At 70.0% G+C, this 22,722-nt stretch carries 24 protein-coding genes (1 of these 24 running past the window's edge); 10 read left to right on the plus strand and 14 right to left on the minus strand.

The annotated features are described in order from the left end of the window. From AB5J55_RS09035 to AB5J55_RS09045, 3 genes are all read left to right on the plus strand, one after another. On the plus strand, positions 1–679 hold the 3' portion of the coding sequence (locus AB5J55_RS09035) for a sporulation protein (protein ID WP_369270144.1). Its footprint begins 104 nt before the window's first position; 679 of the gene's 783 nt are visible here — the last part of the coding sequence; its start codon lies beyond the left edge, outside the window; its stop codon occupies positions 677–679. A 43-nt stretch (positions 680–722) separates the two neighbouring features. Continuing rightward, positions 723–1,262, plus strand: coding sequence for a YbhB/YbcL family Raf kinase inhibitor-like protein (locus tag AB5J55_RS09040; protein WP_369270145.1), 540 nt, complete (start codon positions 723–725; stop codon positions 1,260–1,262). 146 nt (positions 1,263–1,408) lie between these two features. Continuing rightward, positions 1,409–1,915: an HNH endonuclease gene (locus AB5J55_RS09045; protein WP_369270146.1), complete on the plus strand. Its 507-nt coding sequence runs from the start codon at positions 1,409–1,411 to the stop codon at positions 1,913–1,915. Positions 1,916–2,055: 140 nt separating this feature from the next. Here AB5J55_RS09045 and AB5J55_RS09050 read toward each other — a convergent pair whose 3' ends face one another. The 3 genes from AB5J55_RS09050 to AB5J55_RS09060 all read right to left on the minus strand — a co-directional run bounded on the left by AB5J55_RS09050 (position 2,056) and on the right by AB5J55_RS09060 (position 4,456). Then, the gene (locus AB5J55_RS09050; protein ID WP_328882571.1) at positions 2,056–3,000 is read right to left on the minus strand and encodes an SPFH domain-containing protein; all 945 of its coding nucleotides are present in this window, start codon (positions 2,998–3,000) and stop codon (positions 2,056–2,058) included. A 132-nt stretch (positions 3,001–3,132) separates the two neighbouring features. Beyond that, positions 3,133–3,564, minus strand: coding sequence for an NfeD family protein (locus AB5J55_RS09055; RefSeq protein ID WP_369270147.1), 432 nt, complete (start codon positions 3,562–3,564; stop codon positions 3,133–3,135). Positions 3,565–3,658: 94 nt separating this feature from the next. Then, a complete protein-coding gene (locus tag AB5J55_RS09060; RefSeq protein ID WP_362378668.1) occupies positions 3,659–4,456 on the minus strand; it encodes an ABC transporter ATP-binding protein in 798 nt (265 codons plus the stop codon). Positions 4,457–4,602: 146 nt separating this feature from the next. Between AB5J55_RS09060 and AB5J55_RS09065 the strand changes: the two genes are divergently transcribed. After that, a complete protein-coding gene (locus tag AB5J55_RS09065; protein WP_369270148.1) occupies positions 4,603–5,391 on the plus strand; it encodes a hypothetical protein in 789 nt (262 codons plus the stop codon). Between the two features lie 210 nt (positions 5,392–5,601). Here AB5J55_RS09065 and chpE read toward each other — a convergent pair whose 3' ends face one another. From chpE to AB5J55_RS09080, 3 genes are all read right to left on the minus strand, one after another. Then, positions 5,602–5,847, minus strand: a complete 246-nt coding sequence (gene chpE / locus AB5J55_RS09070; protein ID WP_328428681.1) for a chaplin ChpE — start codon at positions 5,845–5,847, stop codon at positions 5,602–5,604. 168 nt (positions 5,848–6,015) lie between these two features. Then, a complete protein-coding gene (locus AB5J55_RS09075) occupies positions 6,016–6,657 on the minus strand; it encodes a response regulator (RefSeq protein ID WP_369270149.1) in 642 nt (213 codons plus the stop codon). Then, positions 6,650–7,795, minus strand: a complete 1,146-nt coding sequence (locus AB5J55_RS09080; protein WP_369270150.1) for a GAF domain-containing sensor histidine kinase — start codon at positions 7,793–7,795, stop codon at positions 6,650–6,652. Before AB5J55_RS09080 ends, AB5J55_RS09075 begins: the two co-directional genes overlap by 8 nt. A 241-nt stretch (positions 7,796–8,036) precedes the next feature. Here AB5J55_RS09080 and AB5J55_RS09085 point away from each other — a divergent pair, with 241 nt between their 5' ends. From AB5J55_RS09085 to AB5J55_RS09095, 3 genes are all read left to right on the plus strand, one after another. Next, complete coding sequence (locus AB5J55_RS09085; protein ID WP_369270151.1) at positions 8,037–8,735, plus strand: SDR family NAD(P)-dependent oxidoreductase; 699 nt, start codon at positions 8,037–8,039, stop codon at positions 8,733–8,735. After that, positions 8,732–9,838 (plus strand): S-adenosylmethionine:tRNA ribosyltransferase-isomerase, encoded by a 1,107-nt coding sequence (locus AB5J55_RS09090; protein ID WP_369270152.1) that lies wholly within the window; start codon positions 8,732–8,734, stop codon positions 9,836–9,838. The genes AB5J55_RS09085 and AB5J55_RS09090 overlap by 4 nt, the downstream gene beginning before the upstream one ends. A 299-nt stretch (positions 9,839–10,137) precedes the next feature. Next, a complete protein-coding gene (locus AB5J55_RS09095) occupies positions 10,138–10,908 on the plus strand; it encodes a transglycosylase SLT domain-containing protein (RefSeq protein WP_369270153.1) in 771 nt (256 codons plus the stop codon). Between the two features lie 111 nt (positions 10,909–11,019). Here the strand turns inward: AB5J55_RS09095 and AB5J55_RS09100 are convergent, their stop codons facing one another. Continuing rightward, entirely contained in the window at positions 11,020–13,575 is a 2,556-nt protein-coding gene (locus AB5J55_RS09100; RefSeq protein WP_369270154.1) for an FHA domain-containing protein, read from the minus strand. Positions 13,576–13,817: 242 nt separating this feature from the next. Here AB5J55_RS09100 and AB5J55_RS09105 point away from each other — a divergent pair, with 242 nt between their 5' ends. Further along, a complete protein-coding gene (locus AB5J55_RS09105) occupies positions 13,818–15,773 on the plus strand; it encodes a streptophobe family protein (RefSeq protein ID WP_369270155.1) in 1,956 nt (651 codons plus the stop codon). Between the two features lie 280 nt (positions 15,774–16,053). Next, a complete protein-coding gene (serB, locus tag AB5J55_RS09110) occupies positions 16,054–17,265 on the plus strand; it encodes a phosphoserine phosphatase SerB (RefSeq protein WP_369270156.1) in 1,212 nt (403 codons plus the stop codon). Positions 17,266–17,339: 74 nt separating this feature from the next. Here the strand turns inward: serB and AB5J55_RS09115 are convergent, their stop codons facing one another. From AB5J55_RS09115 to AB5J55_RS09130, 4 genes are all read right to left on the minus strand, one after another. Then, entirely contained in the window at positions 17,340–17,858 is a 519-nt protein-coding gene (locus AB5J55_RS09115; protein WP_362378655.1) for a histidine phosphatase family protein, read from the minus strand. A 65-nt stretch (positions 17,859–17,923) separates the two neighbouring features. Further along, positions 17,924–18,130: a hypothetical protein gene (locus AB5J55_RS09120; protein ID WP_369270157.1), complete on the minus strand. Its 207-nt coding sequence runs from the start codon at positions 18,128–18,130 to the stop codon at positions 17,924–17,926. Between the two features lie 195 nt (positions 18,131–18,325). Further along, positions 18,326–18,442: an SGM_5486 family transporter-associated protein gene (locus tag AB5J55_RS09125; RefSeq protein WP_363051485.1), complete on the minus strand. Its 117-nt coding sequence runs from the start codon at positions 18,440–18,442 to the stop codon at positions 18,326–18,328. 49 nt (positions 18,443–18,491) lie between these two features. Next, a complete protein-coding gene (locus tag AB5J55_RS09130; protein ID WP_369270158.1) occupies positions 18,492–19,766 on the minus strand; it encodes a CynX/NimT family MFS transporter in 1,275 nt (424 codons plus the stop codon). An 82-nt stretch (positions 19,767–19,848) separates the two neighbouring features. Here AB5J55_RS09130 and AB5J55_RS09135 point away from each other — a divergent pair, with 82 nt between their 5' ends. Next, entirely contained in the window at positions 19,849–20,541 is a 693-nt protein-coding gene (locus AB5J55_RS09135) for a FadR/GntR family transcriptional regulator (protein WP_369270159.1), read from the plus strand. On the opposite strand, the gene AB5J55_RS09140 is transcribed toward AB5J55_RS09135, so the two are convergent. The 3 genes from AB5J55_RS09140 to fabG form a co-directional block, all read right to left on the minus strand. Beyond that, positions 20,519–20,881, minus strand: coding sequence for a hypothetical protein (locus AB5J55_RS09140; RefSeq protein ID WP_369270160.1), 363 nt, complete (start codon positions 20,879–20,881; stop codon positions 20,519–20,521). The genes AB5J55_RS09135 and AB5J55_RS09140 overlap by 23 nt on opposite strands. 163 nt (positions 20,882–21,044) lie before the next feature. Beyond that, a complete protein-coding gene (gene fabI / locus AB5J55_RS09145; protein WP_328882553.1) occupies positions 21,045–21,821 on the minus strand; it encodes an enoyl-ACP reductase FabI in 777 nt (258 codons plus the stop codon). Positions 21,822–21,826: 5 nt separating this feature from the next. Continuing rightward, complete coding sequence (gene fabG, locus AB5J55_RS09150; RefSeq protein WP_328428666.1) at positions 21,827–22,531, minus strand: 3-oxoacyl-[acyl-carrier-protein] reductase; 705 nt, start codon at positions 22,529–22,531, stop codon at positions 21,827–21,829. Between the last annotated feature and the right edge of the window lie 191 nt (positions 22,532–22,722).

The raw sequence follows: 22,722 nt of genomic DNA on the forward strand, positions 1-22,722 counted from the left end.
GGTGCGGATTCAGGGCGGGTCCGTGAACCAGAACATCGAGGGCCTGTCCGTGGGCCTGCAGGCGCGGGTCGAGGTCGAGGGCCAGGACTCGGAGTACAAGCAGGACATCGAGTTCACGAAGATGCAGCTCGGTGGAGCCTTCGAGCTGCAGGCCGGGGGTGTGCACGCGGTGCCCTTCGGGCTGGAGATCCCGTGGGAGACGCCGGTCACGACGATCGACGGTCAGACGCTGCGCGGCATGAACATCGGCGTGACGACGGAGCTGGCGATCGCGCGGGCCGTGGACTCCACCGACCTGGACCCGATCAACGTGCACCCGCTGCCCGCGCAGAAGGCGATCCTCGACGCCTTCATCCAGCTGGGCTTCCGCTTCAAGAACGCGGACATGGAGCGCGGCCACATCCGCGGTACGCGGCAGAAGCTGCCGTTCTACCAGGAGATCGAGTTCTTCCCGCCGCAGCAGTACCGCGGGATCAACCAGGTCGAGCTGAGCTTCGTCGCGGACGAGCGCACGATGGACGTCGTCCTCGAGATGGACAAGAAGCCGGGGCTGTTCAGCGAGGGCAGCGACACCTTCCGGTCCTTCCAGGTGGGTCTGAACGACTTCCAGGGGACCGACTGGGCGGCGTACCTCAACCAGTGGCTGTCCGAGGTCGGCAGCAAGCGCAACTGGTTCTAGGCTCGGAACTGCTGATTCCACCGGTTCATCAGGAGGTATCGAAGTGACCGAGCTCAAGCGGCGGCCGCTGCCCCACGACTTCCATCCGCCTGTGCCGTCCTTCACGGTCACGAGCGAGGACGTCGAGCAGGGCGGGACCCTCAAGGACGCTCAGGTCCACGCGGCGGGCAACACCTCGCCGCAGCTGCGCTGGGAAGGCTTCCCGGCCGAGACCAAGAGTTTCGCCGTGACCTGCTACGACCCCGACGCCCCTACGGGCAGCGGGTTCTGGCACTGGGTCCTCTTCGACATCCCGGCCTCGGTGAGCGAGCTGCCGGCCGGTGCGGGCAGCGGCAAGTTCGAGGGGCTGCCGGAGGGTGCCGTACACGCGCGGAACGACTATGGGTCGAAGGAGTTCGGCGGTGCCGCGCCGCCGCCCGGGGACGGGCCGCATCGCTACGTGTTCACGGTGTACGCCGTGGACCAGGAGAAGCTCGGTCCGGACTCGGACGCCAGTCCGGCCGTCGTCGGCTTCAACCTGCGGTTCCACACGCTCGCGCGTGCCCATGTGATCGCCGAGTACGAGGTGCCCGCCGAAGCCTGACGTTCATGGAACGTTTGCCCGCCCCCGGTCATGGAAGTGATCGGGGGCGGGCATTTTTTATTTCGTTGTCCATCTCGGCGTGCCCGGCCAGAGTTGATCCCAGCCCGCCACGGGGTGGGCAGCTGCACACGGGAGGTGGGCTGGTCATGCGGGACACGCTGGTACTGAACGCGAGCTTCGAGCCGCTGTCGACGGTGACGTTGAACCGAGCCGTCGTTCTGGTGCTTCAGGACAAGGCCGTCGTTGAGCAGGCCCACCCCGAACTGCGCATGCGCGGAGCCGCGGTCGACATACCCGCGCCCCGGGTGATCAGGCTCTGCAGGTACGTACGGGTGCCGTTCCGAAGACAAGCGCCGTGGTCGAGGCGGGGTGTGCTGGTGCGGGACCGGCACCGGTGCGCGTACTGCGGGCGCAGGGCGACGACTGTGGACCACGTGGTGCCGCGGTCGCACGGTGGGCAGGACACGTGGCTGAATACGGTCGCCTCGTGCGCCGAGGACAATCATCGGAAGGCCGACCGGACGCCTGAGCAGGCGGGTATGCCGTTGCTTCGGGAGCCGTTCGAGCCGACGCCTGCCGATGCGATGTTGCTGACGCTGGGGGCCGACAAGTTTGCTGCGCTGCCGGATTGGCTGGCAACGGACGCGGCCTGACTATTCTCCGTGGGACCACTGGTGGTTCGTAGGTCGCGGGTTCGTTGTGGCTTGTCGCGCAGTTCCCCGCGCCCCTGAAGACATTTGGGGCTCGCCTTCTTCAAGAAGGCGAGCCCCTTTGTCGTACGACGAGCTTCGCGTCAGTCGATCGACGGCTTCTCCCGGCGTTCCGTGCCTGTGCCGGAACCTCCGTTGCCTGAACCGCCGCCCAGGCCGCCCAGGTTGCCCATCGCGCCCGACAGGCCCTTGAGGGCGTCGCCGATTTCGCTGGGGACGATCCAGAGCTTGTTGGCGTCGCCTTCGGCGATCTTGGGGAGCATTTGGAGGTACTGGTAGCTGAGGAGCTTCTGGTCGGGGTCGCCGGCGTGGATGGCTTCGAAGACCGTGCGGACGGCCTGGGCCTCGCCCTCGGCGCGCAGGGCGGCGGCCTTGGCCTCACCTTCGGCGCGCAGGATCTGGGACTGCTTCTCACCTTCGGCGGTGAGGATCGCGGCCTGGCGCGTACCTTCGGCGGTGAGGATCGCGGCGCGCTTGTCACGGTCGGCGCGCATCTGCTTCTCCATCGAGTCCTGGATGGAGGTGGGGGGCTCAATTGCCTTGAGCTCGACGCGGTTCACGCGGATGCCCCACTTGCCCGTCGCCTCGTCGAGGACACCGCGCAGGGCCGCGTTGATCTCCTCGCGGGAGGTCAGGGTGCGCTCCAGGTCCATGCCGCCGATGATGTTGCGGAGCGTGGTGACGGTGAGCTGCTCGATCGCCTGGATGTAGCTGGCGACTTCGTAGGTGGCGGCGCGGGCGTCGGTCACCTGGTAGTAGATGACGGTGTCGATGTTCACGACCAGGTTGTCCTGGGTGATCACCGGCTGGGGTGGGAACGGTACGACCTGTTCGCGCAGGTCGATGCGGTTGCGGATGGTGTCGATGAACGGGACCACGATGTTGAGGCCCGCGTTGAGTGTCCGCGTGTAGCGGCCGAAGCGCTCGACGATGGCCGCGCTGGCCTGCGGGATGACCTGGATCGTCTTGATCAGGGCGATGAAGACCAACACCACCAGAATGATCAAGACGATGATGACCGGTTCCATGGTCTTTCCCCGTACCCCTTCTCCGCCGCGGCTTCTTCCGCAGATCTTATGGTTGTTGAAGATCTTGCTGGTCGAGTCTGACAGACCGTCGCGGAACTCGCGGCGGGTTCGCGCCAGTTACGTCGTGCGAGGTCACATGACGATCGCCGTGGCCCCCTCGATGTCCACGACGTCCACTTCCTGGCCTACTTCGTAGGCGCGGTCGGTGTCGAGGGCGCGTGCCGACCAGACCTCTCCGGCGAGCTTGATCCGGCCGCCGGAGGCATCGACGCGCTCCAGAACCACGGCCTGTTTGCCCTTCAAGGCCTCGATGCCGGTGGCGAGTTGGGGCCGCTGTGCGCGATGTCTGTTCGCGATGGGCCGTACGACGGCGATGAGTGCGGTGGAAACGACGACGAAGGACACGACTTGGACGACGGCGCCACCGCCGAAGATGCCGGCGACCACCGCTGCCGCAACGGCGCCCACCGCCAGCATGGCGAGTTCGGGCATCGCGGTGACCACGAGCCCGATGCCGAGCGCTGCCGCTCCGATCAACCACCAAACCCACGCGTCGATTTCCACATGGTCATGGTAGGACTGCGGGCCCGGTCGCGGACAGGGCGCCGATCGTTTGAGAAGCGGTTCTTACCGGGGTTTTGCGGGGTGAAGGACCGGGTCAGGAGAGCGGGAGGCCCTGTGCCGTCCAGCGGTCGCCAACCTGTTCGACGACGAGCGGGAGGCCGAAGCAGAGGGAGAGGTTGCGGGAGGTGAGTTCGAGCTCCAGCGGGCCCGCGGCGAGGACCTTGCCCTGACGGATCATCAGGACGTGGGTGAAGCCGGGAGCGATCTCCTCGACGTGGTGCGTGACCATGATCATGGAGGGCGCGATCGGGTCGCGGGCGAGGCGGCCGAGGCGGCGTACGAGGTCCTCGCGGCCACCGAGGTCGAGGCCTGCGGCGGGCTCGTCGAGGAGGAGGAGCTCGGGGTCGGTCATCAGGGCACGGGCGATGAGGGTGCGCTTGCGCTCGCCCTCGGAGAGGGTGCCGAACTTGCGGTCCACGTAGTCGCTCATGCCGAGACGGTCGAGGAAGGCGCGGGCGCGCTGCTCGTCGATCTCGTCGTAGTCCTCGTGCCAGCCGGCGGTCATGCCGTACGCGGCGGTCAGCACGGTCTGCAGGACCGTCTGCTTCTTGGGCAGCTTGTCGATCATGGCCACGCCGGCCGTTCCGATGCGCGGACGCAGTTCGAAGACGTCGGTGCCGGGCTTGCCGAGGGTCTCGTCGAGGATGGAGACGGTGCCCTTGCTGGGGAAGACGTAGCTGGAGGCGAGGTTCAGGAGGGTGGTCTTGCCGGCGCCGTTCGGGCCGAGGATGACCCAGCGCTCGCCCTCCTTGACCGACCAGGAGACCTGGTCCACCAGAGCCCGGCCCTCGCGGACCACGGATACGTCCTGAAGCTCCAGAACATCGCTCATGAGCGCGTTGTCTCCCCTTGCAGTGTGACCGGTCTCGGCGTCTCGGCGTCTCGGTGGTCGCGTGCGCCTGTGGGCGCAGCCCTCAACGAAATCTACGCCACCGGTCGGGCGCTTCATTCCATCGGTCCGGTCCTTAGGGTGGAGGCATGCTCTCGGAACCGCGTTCAGGACGCCTTGCGGCTTGGGGAAATGCCCTTTTGGCCGGACTTATCTCGCCGGATGACGCTGTGCTGGAGATCGTCGGGGACGATGCCGTGCACAGGGTGGAGGGGCTGCCGGGGGAGTCGGCGCCCGTCGGACTCACGCTGGCGCTGGGCCGGCTGCGGACGCTCGGGGTCAGCGGGCTGCGGGTCGCGCTGCCGGCGCCGGGGCATCCGCTGGGGCTGAGCGGGCCGCCCGAGTTCAATGCGCGGGCGATGGATGCCGAGGAGGCGGTGGTCTGTCACGGCGCCGCGTTGGGGCTGGTGCCGGAGGTGTACGAGGCCGGGCCCGATGGTGATGTACATGTCGAGGTCGTGTGGCATGTGCTGCCGGTACGGGAGGCGCCTCCTGCGGATGTGCCGTCTCTGGGCGAGGCGGAGCGGGAGCTGGCGGAGGCCCTGCGGGATGCGACCGAGGTCTTGGCACGGCTGGATGTGGCCGGGTCGGGGCCGGTGGCCGAGGCGGCGATCGATGCGTACCGGGCTCGGGCCGAGCGGGGGCGGGAGGTTTTGGCTCCGGGGTATCCGCCGCGGGCGGTGCGGGTGCTGGAGCTGGCGCAGCGGGTGGGGTTGTTGATCTCGCTGGCTTATACGAACGGGCACGGGGGTGCGGTGAGCTCCGCTGAGATGGGGGCTCGGGCTGAGGCCCTGCGGCCGGTGGAGCGGGTGGCGCGGCGGGCGCAGGTCGCTTCGTACAACGCGTACGTGGAGGAGCGGGAGCGGGGCGTGCGGTGAGCGTCCCTGGGCCGGCGCTGGTGTGACCGTCCTCTGGGGGCTCCGCCCCCAGACCCCCGTATTCGGCCTGGACGGCCTCGGCCTCAAACGCCGGACGGGCTGGATTGTGCCGACCTGCGCTGGAGAGTCCCCGAGCCCGCGCCGACAAACAGACCGGCCTCCCGGGGTGGGGCCGGGAGGCCGGAGGTCACTGCTTGCTTCGGGTGGGCGTCACTTGTTGACGGCCAGGTTGCCGAAGGCCGGGTTCAGGATGCCGACGACGTTCACGCTGTTGCCCGCGACGTTGACCGGGATGTGAACCGGGGCCTGGACGAGGTTGCCCGAGGCGACGCCCGGGGAGCCCACGGCCTTGCCGTCGGCGTGCGCGCCGTCGGTGGCGGAGGCCATTCCGGCACCGGCGGCCAGCAGGCCACCCGCCACCATCGTCACGGCCGCTGCCTTCTTCAGGTTCTTCACTTTCAAGCCCTCCTTGCGATTGCCGCGGCAGTCGCCGCAGCACGCACTGGAGAACGGTGGAGATCCCCGAAGGATGCGCCATCCGGGGGACATTCCCACGACGGTATGAATCTCAGTCCGGAGCGGAACCCTCCGTATTGCCGTCCGTCACGTCCTGCGGAGAGCGTTTCAGCCGGTCACGCCATGGCGTACGGCCCACAGGGCAGCCTGTGTGCGGTCCGCCAGGTCGAGCTTCATCAAGATGTTTGAGACGTGTGTCTTGACGGTCTTCTCGGAGAGGACCAGGGCACGCGCGATCTCGCGGTTCGAACGGCCGTCCGCGATCAGGCCGAGGACCTCACGCTCGCGGTCGGTCAGCAAACCAGCTCTTCCCTGCCCCGAGTTGGCCTCCTCCTGGGACAGCAGGGCGCCCGCGACCTCGGGTTGGAGCAGGATGTGCCCGGCGTACACGGAGCGGATGGCGCCGGCGAGGGCGTCCGGGTCCACGTCCTTGTAGACGTAACCGGCGGCGCCCGCGCGCAGGGCGGGGATCACCGTGCGCTGTTCGGTGAAGCTGGTGACGATCAGCACCCGCGCGGGGTTGTCGAGTTCGCGGAGCTTGCGCAGGGCGTCGACGCCGTCCATGCCCGGCATCTTGACGTCCATCAGCACGACGTCGGGCTTGAGTTCCTCGGCGCGGGCCACTCCCTCGGCGCCGTCGGCGGCCTCACCCACGACCTCGATGTCGTCCTGTACTTCGAGGAAGGTGCGCAGGCCCCGGCGGACAACCTGGTGGTCGTCGACGAGCAGCACCTTGATTGCGTCAGCCACCGGGGACCTCCATCTCGATCACGGTGCCCTTGCCGGGCGCCGATTCCACGGTCAGCGTGCCGCCGACGCCGCTCGCCCGGTCCCGCATGGAGACCAGGCCCAGGTGGCGCCCGGCGCGGCGTATCGCCTTCGGGTCGAAGCCGCCGCCGTCGTCCGTGATGCGCAGTACGGCTCCGCTGCCGCGCTTGTCCAGCGTCACGTCGACGTGCTCGCCGCCGGAGTGCCGCAGCGCGTTGTGCAGGGCCTCCTGGGCGACGCGCAGTACGGCCTCCTCCTGGGCGGAGGGCAGGGCCTTCACGCCGCGGCCGGCGAAGGTCACGCGCGCGGAGTGGGCGCGGTCGAGGACCTGGATCTGGGTGCGCAGGGTGGCGACGAGGCCGTCCTCGTCCAGGGCTGCGGGGCGCAACTCGACGACTGCGGCGCGCAGTTCATCGGCGGCCTCGGCGGCGAGCGCGGCCACCTGGTGCAACTCGCCCTTGGCGCGGGACGGGTCACGGTCGATCAGGGCGGCCGCCGCCTGGGCCGTCAGGCGCAGGGAGAAGAGCTTCTGGCTGACAGCGTCGTGCAGTTCGTGCGCGAGGCGCGAGCGTTCCTCCGCGATCGTCAGCTCGCGGCTGCGTTCGTACAGGCGGGCGTTGGTCAGGGCGATCGCGGCGTGCTGGGCGAGGATGCCGAGGAGGTCCTCGTCCTCCTCGGTGAAGCCGCAACTGCCTTCTGGCTTCGGGCAGTTCTTGTTCGCCAGGAACAGCGCGCCGATGACCTCGTCGCCGTCCCGGATCGGCAGGCCCAGGAAGTCGGACATGTCGGGGTGCGCCGATGGCCAGCCCTCGAAACGGGGGTCCTTGCGGACGTCGGCGAGGCGCTCGATCTCGGCCTCCTGGAGCATCGCGGCGAGGATGCCGTGCTGGCGCGGGAGCGGGCCGATGGCCTTCCACTGCTCGTCGCTGACTCCGTCGACCACGAACTGGGCGAAGCCGCCGTGGTCGTCCGGGACGCCGAGCGCCGCATACTGCGCGTCGAGCAGCTCGCGGGCCGAGGCGACGATCGTCTTGAGGACGTCACGCACCTCGAGATGCCTGCTCATGGCCAGCAACGCGGAGCTCACCGCGGCGAGGCCGGACCGGGGGCCTTGACTCATGCCCTCACGGTACCGGCGGGGTGTGACAGTCGGATCGGACCTGTGGCGGCGGCCGACTAGGGCGCCGGTCCTAGTCCTCTGGTCCCCCGAGCAGCGGCGTAGGGCGAACGGCCCCCCGGTGCGGCTTAGGACGAAGGACCCCGCGGCTTTGCGGCCCGCGTCCGAGGCGGTACGGGCGGCCCCGTTCCTACGTTGGGGGCACCGCCGATCGGAGGCGGCCTGGTACGAGGGGACGGTTGTCATGCCGGTAGCAATCATCACGGGAGCCTCGAAGGGTCTGGGGCGTGCGCTCGCCGAGGCGCTGGCCGCGCGCGACTGGGATCTGGTGCTCGACGCCAGGACGGCGGAGGTCCTCCAAGAGGCGGCGGCCGGGCTCCGGTCGTACGGCACGCGCGTGAAGGCCGTACCCGGGGACGTCACGGACGCCGGGCACCGGGCCGAGCTGGTGGCCGCCGCCTGGCAGCTGGGCGGCATCGACCTGCTGGTGAGCAACGCCAGCGCGCTGGGCGCCGAGCCGCTCGTACGGCTGGACGAGCTGCCCCTGGAGGGGCTGCGGCGGGCGCTGGAGGTGAACGTCGTCGCCGCGCTCGGCCTGGTCCAGGAGGCGCTGCCGCTGCTGCGGGCGTCGGGGACGGGTGCGGTGATCACGGTCAGCTCGGACGCTGCCGCCGAGGCGTACGAGACCTGGGGCGGGTACGGCGCGTCGAAGGCCGCCCTGGACCATCTCGCGGCGGTGCTCGGCGAGGAGGAGGCGGGGCTGCGGATCTGGGCGGTCGACCCCGGGGACATGGCCACGGACCTGTATGCGGCGGCCGTACCGGACGACTACGAGCCACGGCCGACGCCGGGCGACGTGGTGCCGGCCTTCCTGCGGCTGCTGGACGAGCGGCCGGCGAGCGGCCGCTATGGGGCGCCGGCTCTGCTGGAGGGACGGCGATGACTCTGGCGGTGCGGGTACCCGAGGAGCTGTCGGCCCGGGTACCGGCCGAGCAGCGGGGGCCGGGGCTGGACCGCGATGCCGTACGGCTGCTGGTGTCGAGAGGCACCGACGTGACGCATCACGCGTTCGGCGAGCTGCCGCGCCTGTTGCGGGCCGGAGATCTGTTGGTCGTGAACACGTCGGAGACGCTGGCCGCCGCCGTGGACGGGCGGATCGGGCGCGCACGCGTGGTGGTGCACTTCTCCACGCGCGGGGACGACGGGCGGTGGGCGGTCGAGCTGCGGGATCCCGACCCGCGCGGCGCCACGCGCGCGCGTGCGGGCGGGCCCGCGGGAACTGACGTGGGGCTGCCGGGCGGGCTGCGGCTGGTGCTGGAGGAGCCGCTCAGCCCGGGGAGTGAGCGGCTTTGGTGGGCGCGGGTCCCAGGGGCCCGGGAGAGCTCCCCTGCGGCAGGGGTCCGCGGGCTCATGCGTGAACACGGGCGGCCGATTCGTTACTCCTATACGGAGCGCGACCAGCCGCTCTCCGTGTACCAGACGGTGTTCGCGCTGCCGGCCGCCGACGGGACGGGCAGCGCGGAGATGCCGAGTGCGGCGCGGCCCTTCACGCTGCGGATGGTGACGGAGCTGGTCAGCCGGGGTGTGCAGTTCGCGCCGATCACCCTGCACACCGGGGTGGCCTCGGCGGAGGCGCACGAGCCGCCGTATCCGGAGCGCTTCGCGGTGCCGGAGGCCTCGGCTCGGCTGATCAACGCAGCGAAGGCAGGGGGCGGCAGGGTCGTCGCCGTAGGGACGACGGCCGTGCGGGCGGTGGAGTCGGCGGCGGGCGCCGACGGGGTCGTACGCGCGCGTGAGGGGTGGACGGACCTCGTCGTCACGCCGGAGCGCGGCGTGCGGGTGGTGGACGGGCTGCTGACCGGGCTGCACGAGCCGGAGGCCTCGCATCTGCTGATGCTGGAGGCGGTCGCCGGGCGGGCCGCGATCGACCGCAGCTACGAGGCGGCGCTGCAAGGGCTCTACCTGTGGCACGAGTTCGGCGACGTGCATCTCATCCTGCCGGAGGAGCGCCCTCACACAGAGCATTGCGCCAGCAACTGCCGGTGAGACTGTTACGCGGCCGATGTGAGCCCGCGCATAGGGCGCAGGTCACGTACGAAAGTCCGTAGTAGGTAGCGACGTCCCTTTTGAGCGGGACAGACGGTCCCGTCTGTCCCGTTTTGCCCTTCCTGGGTCCACTACCGGGGATCGTACGTCACACCTTTGCCTCGCCATTTTGCGGCCGCTAAGAATTGCTCTCGTCGCTCAGCGCCGTGGGTTCAGCCCGCGGCGTTTGTGCAGGAAGCACCCGTGTCCCCTGACGGACAGCGAGCGACCTCCGCGCTATTCGAAGAGGTCCCACTGCCATGCTCAAGAACACCAAGAACCGTCTTAGTCGCACGCTCACCAAGCGCCACAAGATCGCGATAGCCGGCGTCGGTACGCTCGGCGCCGCCGCTCTCGCCCTGTCCGCCGTCCCGGGCAACGCCCAGACGACCACGGCCGACGCCCCCGCGGGCAAGGTGGCGTACAGCAGCGAGCAGATCAAGGACGTCAAGCCGAGCGTCACCAACCAGCTCGCCGGTGCCGGCGTGAAGGCCGAGGCGATGTCGGCCAAGCACAAGGCCGCCGTGGCCGCCGCCCAGCACCGTGCCGCCGTGGCCCACGACAAGCACGTGGCCGCCCAGGCCGCCGCCAAGCAGCGGGCCGCCAAGGCCGCCGCCGCGAAGAAGGCCGAAGCCGCGCGCAAGGCCGAGGCCGCCGCGAGCCGGGACGCCAAGCGCGTCCAGGTCAAGCCGGTCGCCGCCAAGACCTACGCGAACAACCTCGACGGTTGGATCCGCGAGGCCCTGGACATCATGAAGAAGCACGACATCCCGGGCACCTACAACGGCCTGCACAAGAACATCATGCGGGAGTCCTCGGGTAACCCGAACGCGATCAACAACTGGGACATCAACGCCCAGAACGGCGTCCCGTCGATCGGTCTGCTCCAGGTCATCAAGCCGACCTTCGACGCGTACCACGTCCCGGGCACGGCCAAGAGCCAGTACGACCCGGTCGCCAACCTCACCGCCGCCGCCAACTACGCGGCCGACCGGTACGGCTCGATCGACAACGTCAACAGCGCGTACTGAGCGAGGTAGGCGCGGGCCTCTGATCCGTACGCCGAAGGGCGGCACCCTCCTGACGGGTGCCGCCCTTCGGGCGTGCTACGAGCAGTCCGCTCGCGGTCGTACGGGAGGCAACTACTTGCGCATGACCTCGGGCTCGTGGCGGCGCAGGAAGCGGGCCACGAAGATGCCGCAGATCACGCCGAGGACGATCAGCGCGAGCATGTCCATGGTCCAGGCGCCGACCGTGTGCTCCCACAGGGGGTCGTTGCTGTCGCCCTTGGCGGGCGGGCTGATCTGGTTGAAGTCGAGCGTGGCACCCGCGGCGGCGACCGCCCAGCGCGACGGCATCAGGTACGAGAGCTCGTTGACACCGATGGAGTTGGCCAACGGGAACAGGCAGCCGGTGAAGACGACCTGGACGATCGCGAACATGACCAGCAGCGGCATGGTCTTCTCGGCGGTCTTCACCAGGGCCGAGATGATCAGGCCGAACATCATCGCGGTGAAGCCCAGCGCCATGATCGGAATACACAGCTCCAGCAGAATCTGGCTGCCGAGGATCAGGCCCTCGTCCGGGATGGTGCGGCTGGAGAAGCCGATGACACCGACCATCAAGCCCTGCAGCACGGTGATCAGGCCGAGCACGAACACCTTGGACATCAGGTACGCGGACCGGGACAGGCCGGTCGCGCGCTCCCGCTCGTAGATGACCCGTTCCTTGATCAGCTCACGGACGGAGTTGGCGGCGCCGGCGAAGCAGGCGCCCACCGCGAGGATCAGCAGGACGGTGAGGGCCGTGCCGTTGGCGACGGGCTTGCCGGTGTTCGGATTGATCTCTGTGTTGACCAGGAGGTCCTTGCCGGAGTCGATGAGCAGGCTCACCGAGCCGAGGACGAGCGGCAGGATCACCGTCAGGGCCAGGAAGCCCTTGTCGGAGGCGATCACCGCGACATAGCGGCGCACCAGGGTCAAGAACTGGGACAGCCAGCCCTGCGGCTTCGGAGGCCTCATCGCCTGCATGGGCGGCATCTGTACGGACTGCGGAGCAATCGCGTCGATGTCCGCGGCGTACATCTGGTAGTGCTGCGAGCCCTTCCAGCGGCCCGCCCAGTCGTAGTCGCGGTAGTTCTCGAAGGCGGAGAAGACATCGGCCCAGGTGTCGTAGCCGAAGAAGTTCAGCGCCTCCTCGGGCGGGCCGAAGTAGGCGACCGCACCGCCGGGCGCCATCACCAGGAGCTTGTCGCACAGCGCCAGCTCGGCCACCGAGTGCGTGACGACGAGCACCGTACGGCCGTCGTCGGCGAGGCCGCGCAGCAGTTGCATGACGTCGCGGTCCATGCCCGGGTCGAGACCCGACGTGGGCTCGTCCAGGAAGATCAGCGACGGCTTGGTGAGCAGCTCCAGGGCCACCGAGACGCGCTTGCGCTGGCCACCGGAGAGGGAGGTGACCTTCTTCTCCTTGTGGATGTCCAGCTTCAGCTCGCGCAGCACCTCGTCGATACGGGCCTCGCGCTCGGCGGCCGTGGTGTCGGCCGGGAAACGGAGCTTGGCCGCGTACTTGAGGGCTTTCTTTACGGTCAACTCCTTGTGCAGGATGTCGTCCTGCGGGACCAGACCGATGCGCTGACGCAGCTCGGCGAACTGCTTGTAGAGGTTCCGGTTGTCGTAGAGGACGTCGCCCTGGTTGGCGGGCCGGTAGCCGGTGAGCGCCTTGAGCAGGGTCGACTTGCCGGAACCGGACGGGCCGATGACCGCGACCAGGGACTTCTCCGGGACTCCGAAGGAGACGTCCTTGAGGATCTGCTTGCCGCCGTCGACCGTGACGGTCAGGTGGCGTGCGGAGAAGGACACCTCACCGGTGTCGACGAACTCCTCGAGGCGGTCGCCGACGATCCGGAACGTCGAGTGACCGACACCGACGATGTCCGCCGGGCCCAGCAGCTGCGAGCCGCCCTTGGCGATCGGCTGGCCGTTGACGTACGTGCCGTTGTGGGAGCCGAGGTCGCGGATCTCCATACGGCCGTCGGGCGTCGAGTGGAACTCGGCGTGGTGCCGGGAGACCTGGAGGTCGGAGACGACCAGCTCGTTCTCCAGGGCACGGCCGATGCGCATGACGCGGCCGACGGAGAACTGGTGGAACGTGGTGGGGCTGCGGTCGCCGTAGACCGGCGGCGCCCCCGCGCCACCACCGGGGCCCTGTTGCTGCGGGATGTGAGCGGCGGCCTGCTGCGGCTGCTGCCAGCCGGCCTGCTGGGCGTGCTGCTGCGGGACCTGCTGGGACCCCTGCTGCTGCGGCGCCTGCTGCGGCGGGGCCTGCTGGGCCCAGCCGGGGTTCGCGCCCTGCGCGGCGTACGGCTGCTGCTGTGGCTGAGCCTGCGGCGAGGCGACGGAGGCCGCGGTGCCCGAGAGGTTCAGACACGGTCCGTCGGTCGCGTTGCCCAGGAACACGGCCGAGCCGCCGCCGATCTCCAGGTGATGGATCCGCTGGCCCTGCACGAACGTGCCGTTGGTGCTGCCGTGGTCCTCGATGACCCAACTGCGGCCGCTCCAGCTGATCGTGGCGTGCCGCCAGGACACTCTGGCGTCGTCGAGCACGATGTCACCCTGCGGATCACGTCCGAGGGTGTAGGGCCTGGACGGGTCGAGCGTCCAGGTCCTTCCATTCAATTCCAGTACGAGTTCCGGCACTCCAGCCCCACTGAGTAGTCCCCCGAGTTACCCCCAACACAGGGAGTCTAGGGATGTCGAACATCGTCGGGAACTATTTCAGGCTCCGCCCCCTGACCGAAAGTCGGGCCTTGTGAGGACCACGCCCACGCGCTTCGAATGGTTCCGTTGACGGGGTTGAAATCAGTCCGGAGAGTGGTAATCCACGCGAGGGGGACATGCGCGGCGAACACCTCGCCGTGCTGCGGATCGGGGGGTCTGCCATGAGCGCGTCCACGAACGTCGAGAGCGCGAGGCACGGCACACGGCTGCCGTGGGGAGACATCCTGTTGTCCGCGATCGCCTGCGTGAGCTGGGCATTGATCGGGATGGCGGGCACGGCGGCACTCGGGCTGCATCTGCTGGAGGCCGACACCGCGGGCTCCCTCTGGCCCATGACAGCGGCGGTGGTGGCCCTTGGGGCGGGTGGTTCTGTCACACCGTCCGGCGATGTGTCCGCTTTCGGGCTGACGGGCGCGGAGGCGTCGACCGCCATCGAGATCACGCCACTCGGGGTGAGCCTGGTCGGCGCGGTGCTCCTGTCGTGGTTCTTCCTACGGTCCTTGCGCGGTGCGGGAGTTGTGATCTCACCGTCCGAACTCCTCGCGCGCGCGGGCGCGGTGGTCGTGCTGTTCGTGGCGATGCTGGGCGGACTTGCCTGGGCCGGGCACGACGTCATCACGATCGACGGGAGCTCGCTGGGGCTCGACGACCTGCCGGGCGGTGGCGGGGGCGGTCTCGAGATCCCCGGAGTGGGTGACATCGGGGACATCGGCGGGCTGCTGCCCGACCAGATCGGCGACCTCGTCGACGCGAAGGCGGCGGTCGGCTTCACGGTGGACACGGCGCCGACGCTGCTCGGCGGCATGGCCTGGTCGGCGGGCATCCTGCTGATCGCTCTGCTGGCCTCGCGCCGCACCCCGCTGCCGCGCGGCTGGGAGGCTCTGCACCGCGTCGTACGGCCTGCCGCGTCCGCCCTCGTCACGGTGCTGCTGGTGGCCGTGGCAGCCGGGCTCGCGGCGGCGGCGTACGCCGCGATCGGCGACGACCACCCCAAGCGGATCGCGGGCGCGGCCCTGCTGGGCGCCCCGAACGGTGTGTGGCTCGGCATCCCGATCGGCCTGCTCGTGCCGTTCGACGGCCGTGCCACGGGAGCGCTGGTGGGCCTGCTCCCGGACCCCATGGACGACCTTCTGAACAGCGGCGCCGACCAGTCCGTGACGCTGAGCAGGCTCGCGGAGCTGGACGGCCGGGTGTGGCTGCTGGGAGTCGCGGCGGCGCTGATGATGCTGCTCGCGGGCGTGCTGACAGCCGTGCGGACGCCGGTCGTGGCGGGCGCGTTGGAGAGTCCGGGTTCCGGGGACGTACGGGATCCGGGTGCCCTGCGCTTCGCGGGGCGGTGTGCGCTCCGGCTCGGTGTCGCCACGGCGCTGACGCTGCCGTTGCTCGCATGGCTGACGGAGCTGTCCGTGGACGCCTCCCTGTCGGTGCTGGGCTTCGACGCGTTCGGCGCCGGGGTGCGGTTGCAGGGGAACCTCGGTGTGGCGCTGCTGCTGGGGGCGGCTTGGGGCGCGGGGGCGGGCGTACTCGGGGCGCTCATGGCCCGGGCGACGGGGGCGGCGGGGCAGCGGGCGGCGCCGTTTGCTCGGGGGACGGTGGTGGGTGTGGTGCCGGGTGGGACCGGAGTGGCCGCGCCTTGGAGTACGGCGAGCTCGGCGGCCGAGGGTTCCGGGGTTTCGTCGGATGCGAGCCCGTCCGGGCCCTACACCCCGGGCGCGCCGTACCGGCCACCCAACCCGGGGACGAACCCGTATCTGCGGGTGCCCGACCAGCTGCGCGAACCGGAGGACGCGCGGCCGCCGGGGACGACGCCGCCTCCCGGGGGCGCGCGGGCGGCCGGGGACGCGCCGGGGCGTGATGCGCGGTGGGGGCGCGGTGGTGTGCGGCGCCCTGGTGACCCGCCGGTGGGCGAGCCGCCGGCTGGTGAGCCGCCGTCCGCCGGTGACGGCGATATCTACGGGGCACCCACGGTCGTACGGCCGATTGCGCCGCCGCCGCGATCGCCGCGGCCTCCGCGGCGGCGTGGAGACGGGGCGTCGTCCGGAGGGGCCGACGGGCCGCCCCCTCCGCCACCGCCGCCTCCTCCCCCGCCGCCGGGGAAGCCGAAGAGGCGCTCATGAGCCGTGTGCTGGGGACGGGTCTCTTGGGTGATTCGAGTGCTGGGGGCTGCCGGTTTGTGACTGGCGGGTCCGCTGTGGCTGGTCGCGCAGTTCCCCGTGCCCCTTTGGGGCGCGGGGCGCGGCCGAACGCACAGGTGCCGCTGGTGTGATTCACAGGCAAATGGTGTGCCCGTGGCCGTCACGTAAAGCTCGCGCCACCCCGTCGACACCCAGTGTTCCGTGTCCGCTAGACGGACCTCAGGGGCGGCAGGCACTCGGTGCCGGATACGGTGGAAGCACCATGAGCGCTTCGCAGACCTCTGACATCCCCACCCTTCTCGTCAAGATCTTCGGGAAGGACAGGCCGGGAATCACGGCCGGACTCTTCGACACGCTGGCCGCCTACTCCGTCGACGTGGTCGACATCGAGCAGGTCGTCACCCGTGGTCGGATCACGCTGTGCGCGCTCGTGACGCAGCCTCCGGCCGGGATGGAGGGGGATCTGAGGGCGACCGTCCACAGCTGGGCCGATTCGATGAAGATGCAGGCGGAGATCATCTCTGGCCTGGGCGACAACCGGCCGCGTGGCCTCGGGCGCTCCCTGGTGACCGTGCTCGGCCACCCGCTGACCGCGGAGGCGGCTGCCTCGATCGCCTCCCGGATCACCAAGTCGGGCGGCAACATCGACCGTATCTTCAGGCTGGCCAAGTACCCCGTGACGGCGGTGGAGTTCGCGGTGTCCGGCGTGGAGACCGAGCCGCTGCGCACCGCCCTGGTGACCCACGCGGCGGCACTGGGTGTCGACATCGCGGTCGTCGCGGCGGGTCTGCACCGGCGTGCGCAGCGTCTGGTCGTCATGGACGTGGACTCGACCCTCATCCAGGACGAGGTGATCGAGCTCTTCGCGGCGCACGCCGGCTGTGAGGACAAGGTGGCCGAGGTGACGGCGGCCGCGATGCGCGGGGAGCTGGACTTCGAGCAGTCGCTGCACGCGCGTGTGGCGCTGCTGAAGGGGCTGGACGCCTCGGTGGTGGAGAAGGTGCGCACCGAGGTGCGGCTGACACCGGGTGCGCGCACCCTGATCCGCACGCTGAAGCGGCTCGGCTACCAAGTGGGGGTCGTCTCAGGTGGGTTCACGCAGGTCACCGATGATCTGAAGGAGCGGCTCGGGCTCGACTTCGCCCAGGCGAACACACTGGAGATCGTCGACGGACAGCTGACCGGCAAGGTCACCGGCGAGATCGTGGACCGGGCGGGCAAGGCGCGGCTGCTGCGCCGGTTCGCCGCCGAGGCGGGGGTGCCGCTGTCCCAGACGGTGGCGATCGGTGACGGTGCCAACGACCTGGACATGCTGAACGCGGCCGGCCTGGGCGTCGCCTTCAATGCCAAGCCGGTGGTGCGGGAGGCCGCGCACACGGCGGTGAACGTGCCGTTCCTCGACACGGTCCTGTATCTGCTGGGCGTCACCCGCGAAGAGGTCGAGGCCGCCGACATGCACGACGACGAGGTCTGACGACCCGCACGCGATGCCTCACGTGCGCAGGGGCCCGGCGCCGCGACGGTGCCGGGCCCCTGCGCGTGGGTCGGTCACTCGGAGGGTGCCCAGTAGTCGAGCAGTGTGGCCACGCCGGGCTCCAGCGTCTTCCAGCTGCCGCTGAAGGACAGGACGGCGAAGGCGGCGGTCGGGAAGCCCCGGCGGCTCATCCGGTCGCGCGGATCGGTCTCGGCCGAACCGGAGAGGATCTCGGCGAGGCCCTGCACGCCCGGGTTGTGGCCGATCAGCAGGACGTTCTGCGCGTCGTCGGGCGTTTCGTTGAGCACAGCAATCAGTTCGCCGGGCGAAGCCTCGTACACCCGCTCTTCGTAGACGGTTTTCGGCCGGTGCGGGAACTCATGGACGGCGAGCTTCCAGGTCTCCCGGGTCCGGGTCGCGGTGGAGCACAGGGCCAGGTCGAAGGGGATGTCGGTGTCGGCCAGCCTGCGGCCGGCCTCTGCCGCGTCCATTCGGCCCCGGTCGGCGAGCGGCCGCTCGTGGTCGTTCACCTGTGGCCAGTCGGCTTTCGCATGCCGGAAGAGGACAATCCTGCGGGATTCTGCGACGCTCATGAGATCCAGCTTCGCATGAAACAGGCCACGGGGCGCAGGGAGTTGACGGGCGGCTTCGGCGGTGCTCAGCGCGTGATCAACTGCATTATGCGCTCGAAGAGCTGGGTGATCGCGGGCTCGGCGGTCGCGGCATGCGCGTCGGACGGGTCGAGTATCAGCATCAGCAGCGTGATGAAGGCGAGCGTCGGCAGGGCCAGGGCCCACCAGGGCAGCCGGATGTCGGCACGGCCCGTGGACACCGGGTGGGGCGGGGTGTGCGTGCGGGCCGACATGTCGCCTCCGTGAGTCTTCGAGTGGTCCGTGACCGGCTCTCGCGGTCACACTTCGAAGTTACGGACTCCGCGACTCTCAACCCATCCGGTGATCCACCCAGTTGACCCTGACACTCACCCCCTAGGGGATGGTGGTGCTAGCCCCACCATCGCCGGGCCGCGGTGCGGCGAGTGACGTCCGCGAGGAGGCGTGCGTCAGGGCGAGGCGATCGTCGCGACGACGGCGATGATCACGAAGATGGCGAAGAACGTGCCGAAGACGAGCAGCAGCTTCTTCTGGCCGTTGCGGGGGTTCGGGTCGAGCACTGGCATACGGCAAGTCTCGCACCCGCGGGCCGGGGCGGGTCCGCCGGGGTGACGCTCAGCGGGCCGCCTCGTCCTCGACCGTGCGGTTGCGTCCCGCCAGGACCCCCACCGCCATCTGCGGGATCATCAGGCCGGCCATGAGCGCGATCGGGAGCCCCCAACCACCGCTGTGCTGGTAGAGCACGCCGACCAGGAGAGGGCCGGGGATCGAGATCAGATAGCCGGTGCTCTGCGCGAAGCCCGACAGCTGGGCCACTCCCGCACTGGTCCTGGCCCGCATGCCGACCATGGTGAGGGCCAGCGGGAACGAGCAGTTGGAGACGCCGAGCAGCAGCGCCCAGACCCAGGCGCCGGCGACCGGCGCGAGGTACAGACCGGCGTACCCCGCGAGGCCGCAGGCGCCGAGCGCGAGCACGATCGGCCCTTGGTGGGGCAGCTTGGTGGCGAGGCGCGGGATGACGAAGGCGAGCGGCACGCCCATCACCATCGTGAGGGCGAGCAGCAGCCCCGCCGTGCCGGCATGCACACCGGCGTCCCGGAAGATCTGCGCCATCCAGCCCATTGTGATGTAGGCGCCGGTGGCCTGGAGCCCGAAGTAGACGGCGAGGGCCCAGGCGGTGCGGCTCCGGGTGATCCGCAGCTGGGGTGCGGCCACGCGCTCGCGGCTCTCCGGCACGGCGGACGCCGCCTCCCGGTCCCGTACGAAGGGAATCCACGGCAGTATGGCCGCCGCCGCGAGGCCCGCCCACACCGTGAGCCCGGTCTGCCAACTTCCGCCCAGCGCCTCGGTCATGGGCACCGTCACCGCCGCGGCGGACGCGGTGCCGAGGGCGAGGGCCATCGAGTACAGGCCGGTCATGGAGCCGACCCGGTCGGGGAACCAGCGCTTGACGATGACCGGCATCAGGACGTTGCTGACGGCGATGCCCATGAGGGCGAGGGCGCTGGCGGCCAGGAAGCCGCCCGTGCTGCCCACGTACGGGCGTAGGAGCAGGCCGGCGGTGATGGCGACCATGCCCGCGCACACCACCGCGCCGGGGCCGAAGCGGCGGGCGAGCCGGGGTGCCATGACGCCGAAGACGGCGAAGCAGAGCGGGGGCACGGAGGTGAGCAGTCCGGCCACGCTGCCGCTCATGCCGAGCCCGTCGCGGACCTCTTCGAGGAGCGCGCCGAGGCTGGTGATGGCGGGGCGCAGGTTCAGCGCGGTCAGCACGATGCCGAGCACGACCAGCCGTACCGTCCACGCGCGCGTGGCGGGCTCGGTCGTGGTGGGTGCCTGCGGGGTGCGTATTCGCGTGGACGTCGCCGTCCGATTTTCCTCACATGCCATGCGACCCATCATAGAATCATGGGATGATTGGTTGTCCACCCCTGGGCTGTCCGGCCCCGGCCCTACCGTGCGAAGGTGTGCCATGCCCCTGAGCAATCCCCGTCGTTCGGCGCTGTCCGAGCAGGTCATCGCCGCGCTGCGGAACCAGATCACCTCGGGCGAATGGCCGGTCGGCACCCGCATCCCGACCGAGCCCGAGCTGGTCGAGCAGCTCGGTGTGGCCCGCAACACGGTCCGTGAGGCGGTCCGCGCGCTCGCCCACAACGGCCTGCTGGACATCCGCCAGGGCTCCGGCACCTACGTGGTGGCCACCAGCGAGCTGGCCGGCGTGATGCACCGCCGCTTCGCCGACGCCGACCCCCGGCACATCGCCGAGCTGCGCTCAACCCTGGAGTCGGGCGCCGCGCAGCTGGCCGCCGAGCGGCGCACCGAGAAGGACCTCAAGCAGCTGGACGCACTGCTGGCGCGGCGTGAGGAGGCCTGGGAGTCGGGCGACACGGAGGCGTTCGTGACGGCCGACGCGACCTTCCACCTGGCCGTGGTGGCGGCCTCCCACAACGACGCGATGATCGCGATGTACGCGGACCTCGGCGAGGTCCTGCGGGACTGGCTGCGCGACGACGTCGGCGCGGAGCTGACGCCGGATGCGTACCTGGACCACGCGCGGCTGGTCGACGCCATCCACGCGGGCGACGCGTCGGCGGCCGGGACAGAGGCCGCGGGCTACCCCTTCCACTGCAATCCGGGGCGCTTCAGCGCTCCTGCCGGTGGCTGACCCAAGCCGAGCCGACCTCTTTCCAGCAGCGCCCGGTCAGCCGCACGGTCTGCGCGGGCTCGGCGTCCACCGGGGAGCCGTCGCTGTCGATGTCCCACCAGCGGGCGCACTCCACGTGCAGGCTCACGCGGTCGGTCTCCGGATAGGGGTTGTGGCAGTACGCGGTCACCTGGGAGCCGGTGACGCTGATCCGGCACGCGGAGCCGAACGGCTCCCAGGGCTCCGCTTCCGCTTTCGCGGCGGGCACACGCACGTGCGCGTGGGCCATCGCCTCGTACGAAAGAGGCAGTACGAGAGCGACGGCAACGGTCGTCGAGGCCAGGCGGCGGGACAAGCGCACAACGGGACCTCCTCGGCCGTACGGGGGAGGGGCTCGCGTGATGAACGCGTACTCCAGACTGCGCTGTCGCAGGCCTTCCCCGCCTCGCCGGATGGGCCGAACGGGTGACGCCCCGCTCCCCCGCGCGCGGCGGGAGAACGGGGCGTCGACGGCGTACGGGCGATCAGGCGCCGATGGCGTGCAGGCCGCCGTCCACGTGGACGATCTCGCCGGTGGTCTTCGGGAACCAGTCGCTCAGCAGCGCGACCACGCCCTTGCCGGCCGGCTCCGGGTCCTCCAGCTTCCACTCCAGCGGGGAGCGGCTGTCCCACACGGACGCCAGCTCGGCGAAGCCGGGGATGGACTTCGCGGCCATGGAGCCGATCGGACCGGCCGAGATCAGGTTGCAGCGGATGTCGTGCTTGCCGAGGTCACGCGCCATGTAGCGGTTCGTGGCCTCCAGGGCGGCCTTGGCCGGGCCCATCCAGTCGTACTGCGGCCAGGCGAACTGCGCGTCGAAGGTGAGGCCGACGACGGATCCGCCCTCGGTCATCAGCGGCAGCAGCGCCATGGTCAGCGACTTCAGGGAGAAGGCGGAGACATGCATGGCGGTGGCCACGGACTCGAACGGCGTGTTCAGGAAGTTGCCGCCGAGCGCGTCCTGGGGCGCGAAGCCGATGGAGTGCACGACGCCGTCGAGCTTGTCGCCCAGGTGCTCACGCACCTGGCTCTCCAGGCGGGCGAGGTGCTCGTCGTTGGAGACGTCGAGCTCCAGGACCTTGACCTTCTCCGGCTGGGGGAGCTTCTTCGCGATGCGCTCCGTGAGCGTCGGACGCGGCCAGGCGGTGAGGATGATCTCCGCGCCCTGCTCCTGGGCCAGCTTCGCGGTGTGGAAGGCGATGGAGGACTCCATCAGCACACCGGTGATGAGGATCTTCTTGCCCTCAAGGATTCCAGCCATGGTGATCAGTGACCCATTCCCAGTCCGCCGTCAACGGGAATGACGGCTCCAGTGATGTACGAGGCGTCGTCCGACGCGAGGAACCGCACCGCGGCGGCGATCTCGTCCGGCTGCGCGTACCGGCCGAGCGGGACCTGCGTCACGATGTTCGCGCGCTGCTCGTCGGTGAGCACCTTGGTCATGTCGGTGTCGACGAAACCGGGCGCGACGACGTTGAAGGTGATGTTGCGCGAGCCCAGCTCACGGGCGAGGGAGCGCGCGAAGCCGACCAGGCCGGCCTTGGACGCGGCGTAGTTGGCCTGACCGGGCCCGCCGTACAGCCCGACGACCGACGAGATGAGCACCACGCGGCCCTTCTTGGCGCGCAGCATGCCGCGGTTGGCACGCTTGACCACGCGGAAGGTGCCGGTGAGGTTGGTGTCGACGACCGAGGTGAAGTCCTCCTCGGACATCCGCATCAGGAGCTGGTCCTTGGTGATGCCGGCGTTGGCGATCAGAACCTCGACCGGGCCGTGCTCGGCCTCGATCTCCTTGTAGGCCTGCTCCACCTGCTCGGTGTCGGTGATGTCGCACTTGACGGCCAGGAAGCCGGCCGGCGGCTCTCCCGAGCGGTACGTGATCGCGACCTTGTCGCCGGCGTCGGCGAAAGCGCGGGCGATGGCGAGGCCGATGCCCCGGTTGCCTCCGGTGACGAGAACCGAGCGGCTCAACGGATCACCCTTTCGATTGGGGTCTGAACACACCCGCCCGAACACTGGATGGCAGGCGGCTTCCCCGAAAACCTATCGGGCCGGTCGCGCCGAGGGACATTCGGGCACCGACAGTGGCTTACGGGTGTCACTGTCGGGTCCCTACAGAAAGTTGCGCAGTCCAGCCGGAAACGTGTGGTCCGTGGGCCCGG

It is taken from the genome of Streptomyces sp. R11, from assembly GCF_041051905.1.
GTDB lineage: Bacteria > Actinomycetota > Actinomycetes > Streptomycetales > Streptomycetaceae > Streptomyces.

Bases quoted from the DNA above. Each gene is read 5' to 3' on its own strand.
- AB5J55_RS09045 (WP_369270146.1), top strand. From the start codon at position 1,409: ATGCGGGACACGCTGGTACTGAACGCGAGCTTCGAGCCGCTGTCGACG.
- AB5J55_RS09050 (WP_328882571.1), bottom strand. From the start codon at position 3,000: ATGGAACCGGTCATCATCGTCTTGATCATTCTGGTGGTGTTGGTCTTC.
- AB5J55_RS09060 (WP_362378668.1), bottom strand. From the start codon at position 4,456: ATGAGCGATGTTCTGGAGCTTCAGGACGTATCCGTGGTCCGCGAGGGC.
- AB5J55_RS09065 (WP_369270148.1), top strand. From the start codon at position 4,603: ATGCTCTCGGAACCGCGTTCAGGACGCCTTGCGGCTTGGGGAAATGCC.
- AB5J55_RS09080 (WP_369270150.1), bottom strand. From the start codon at position 7,795: ATGAGTCAAGGCCCCCGGTCCGGCCTCGCCGCGGTGAGCTCCGCGTTG.
- AB5J55_RS09085 (WP_369270151.1), top strand. From the start codon at position 8,037: ATGCCGGTAGCAATCATCACGGGAGCCTCGAAGGGTCTGGGGCGTGCG.
- AB5J55_RS09090 (WP_369270152.1), top strand. From the start codon at position 8,732: ATGACTCTGGCGGTGCGGGTACCCGAGGAGCTGTCGGCCCGGGTACCG.
- AB5J55_RS09095 (WP_369270153.1), top strand. From the start codon at position 10,138: ATGCTCAAGAACACCAAGAACCGTCTTAGTCGCACGCTCACCAAGCGC.
- AB5J55_RS09105 (WP_369270155.1), top strand. From the start codon at position 13,818: ATGAGCGCGTCCACGAACGTCGAGAGCGCGAGGCACGGCACACGGCTG.
- serB (WP_369270156.1), top strand. From the start codon at position 16,054: ATGAGCGCTTCGCAGACCTCTGACATCCCCACCCTTCTCGTCAAGATC.
- AB5J55_RS09115 (WP_362378655.1), bottom strand. From the start codon at position 17,858: ATGAGCGTCGCAGAATCCCGCAGGATTGTCCTCTTCCGGCATGCGAAA.
- AB5J55_RS09120 (WP_369270157.1), bottom strand. From the start codon at position 18,130: ATGTCGGCCCGCACGCACACCCCGCCCCACCCGGTGTCCACGGGCCGT.
- AB5J55_RS09125 (WP_363051485.1), bottom strand. From the start codon at position 18,442: ATGCCAGTGCTCGACCCGAACCCCCGCAACGGCCAGAAGAAGCTGCTG.
- AB5J55_RS09130 (WP_369270158.1), bottom strand. From the start codon at position 19,766: ATGGCATGTGAGGAAAATCGGACGGCGACGTCCACGCGAATACGCACC.
- AB5J55_RS09135 (WP_369270159.1), top strand. From the start codon at position 19,849: ATGCCCCTGAGCAATCCCCGTCGTTCGGCGCTGTCCGAGCAGGTCATC.
- fabI (WP_328882553.1), bottom strand. From the start codon at position 21,821: ATGGCTGGAATCCTTGAGGGCAAGAAGATCCTCATCACCGGTGTGCTG.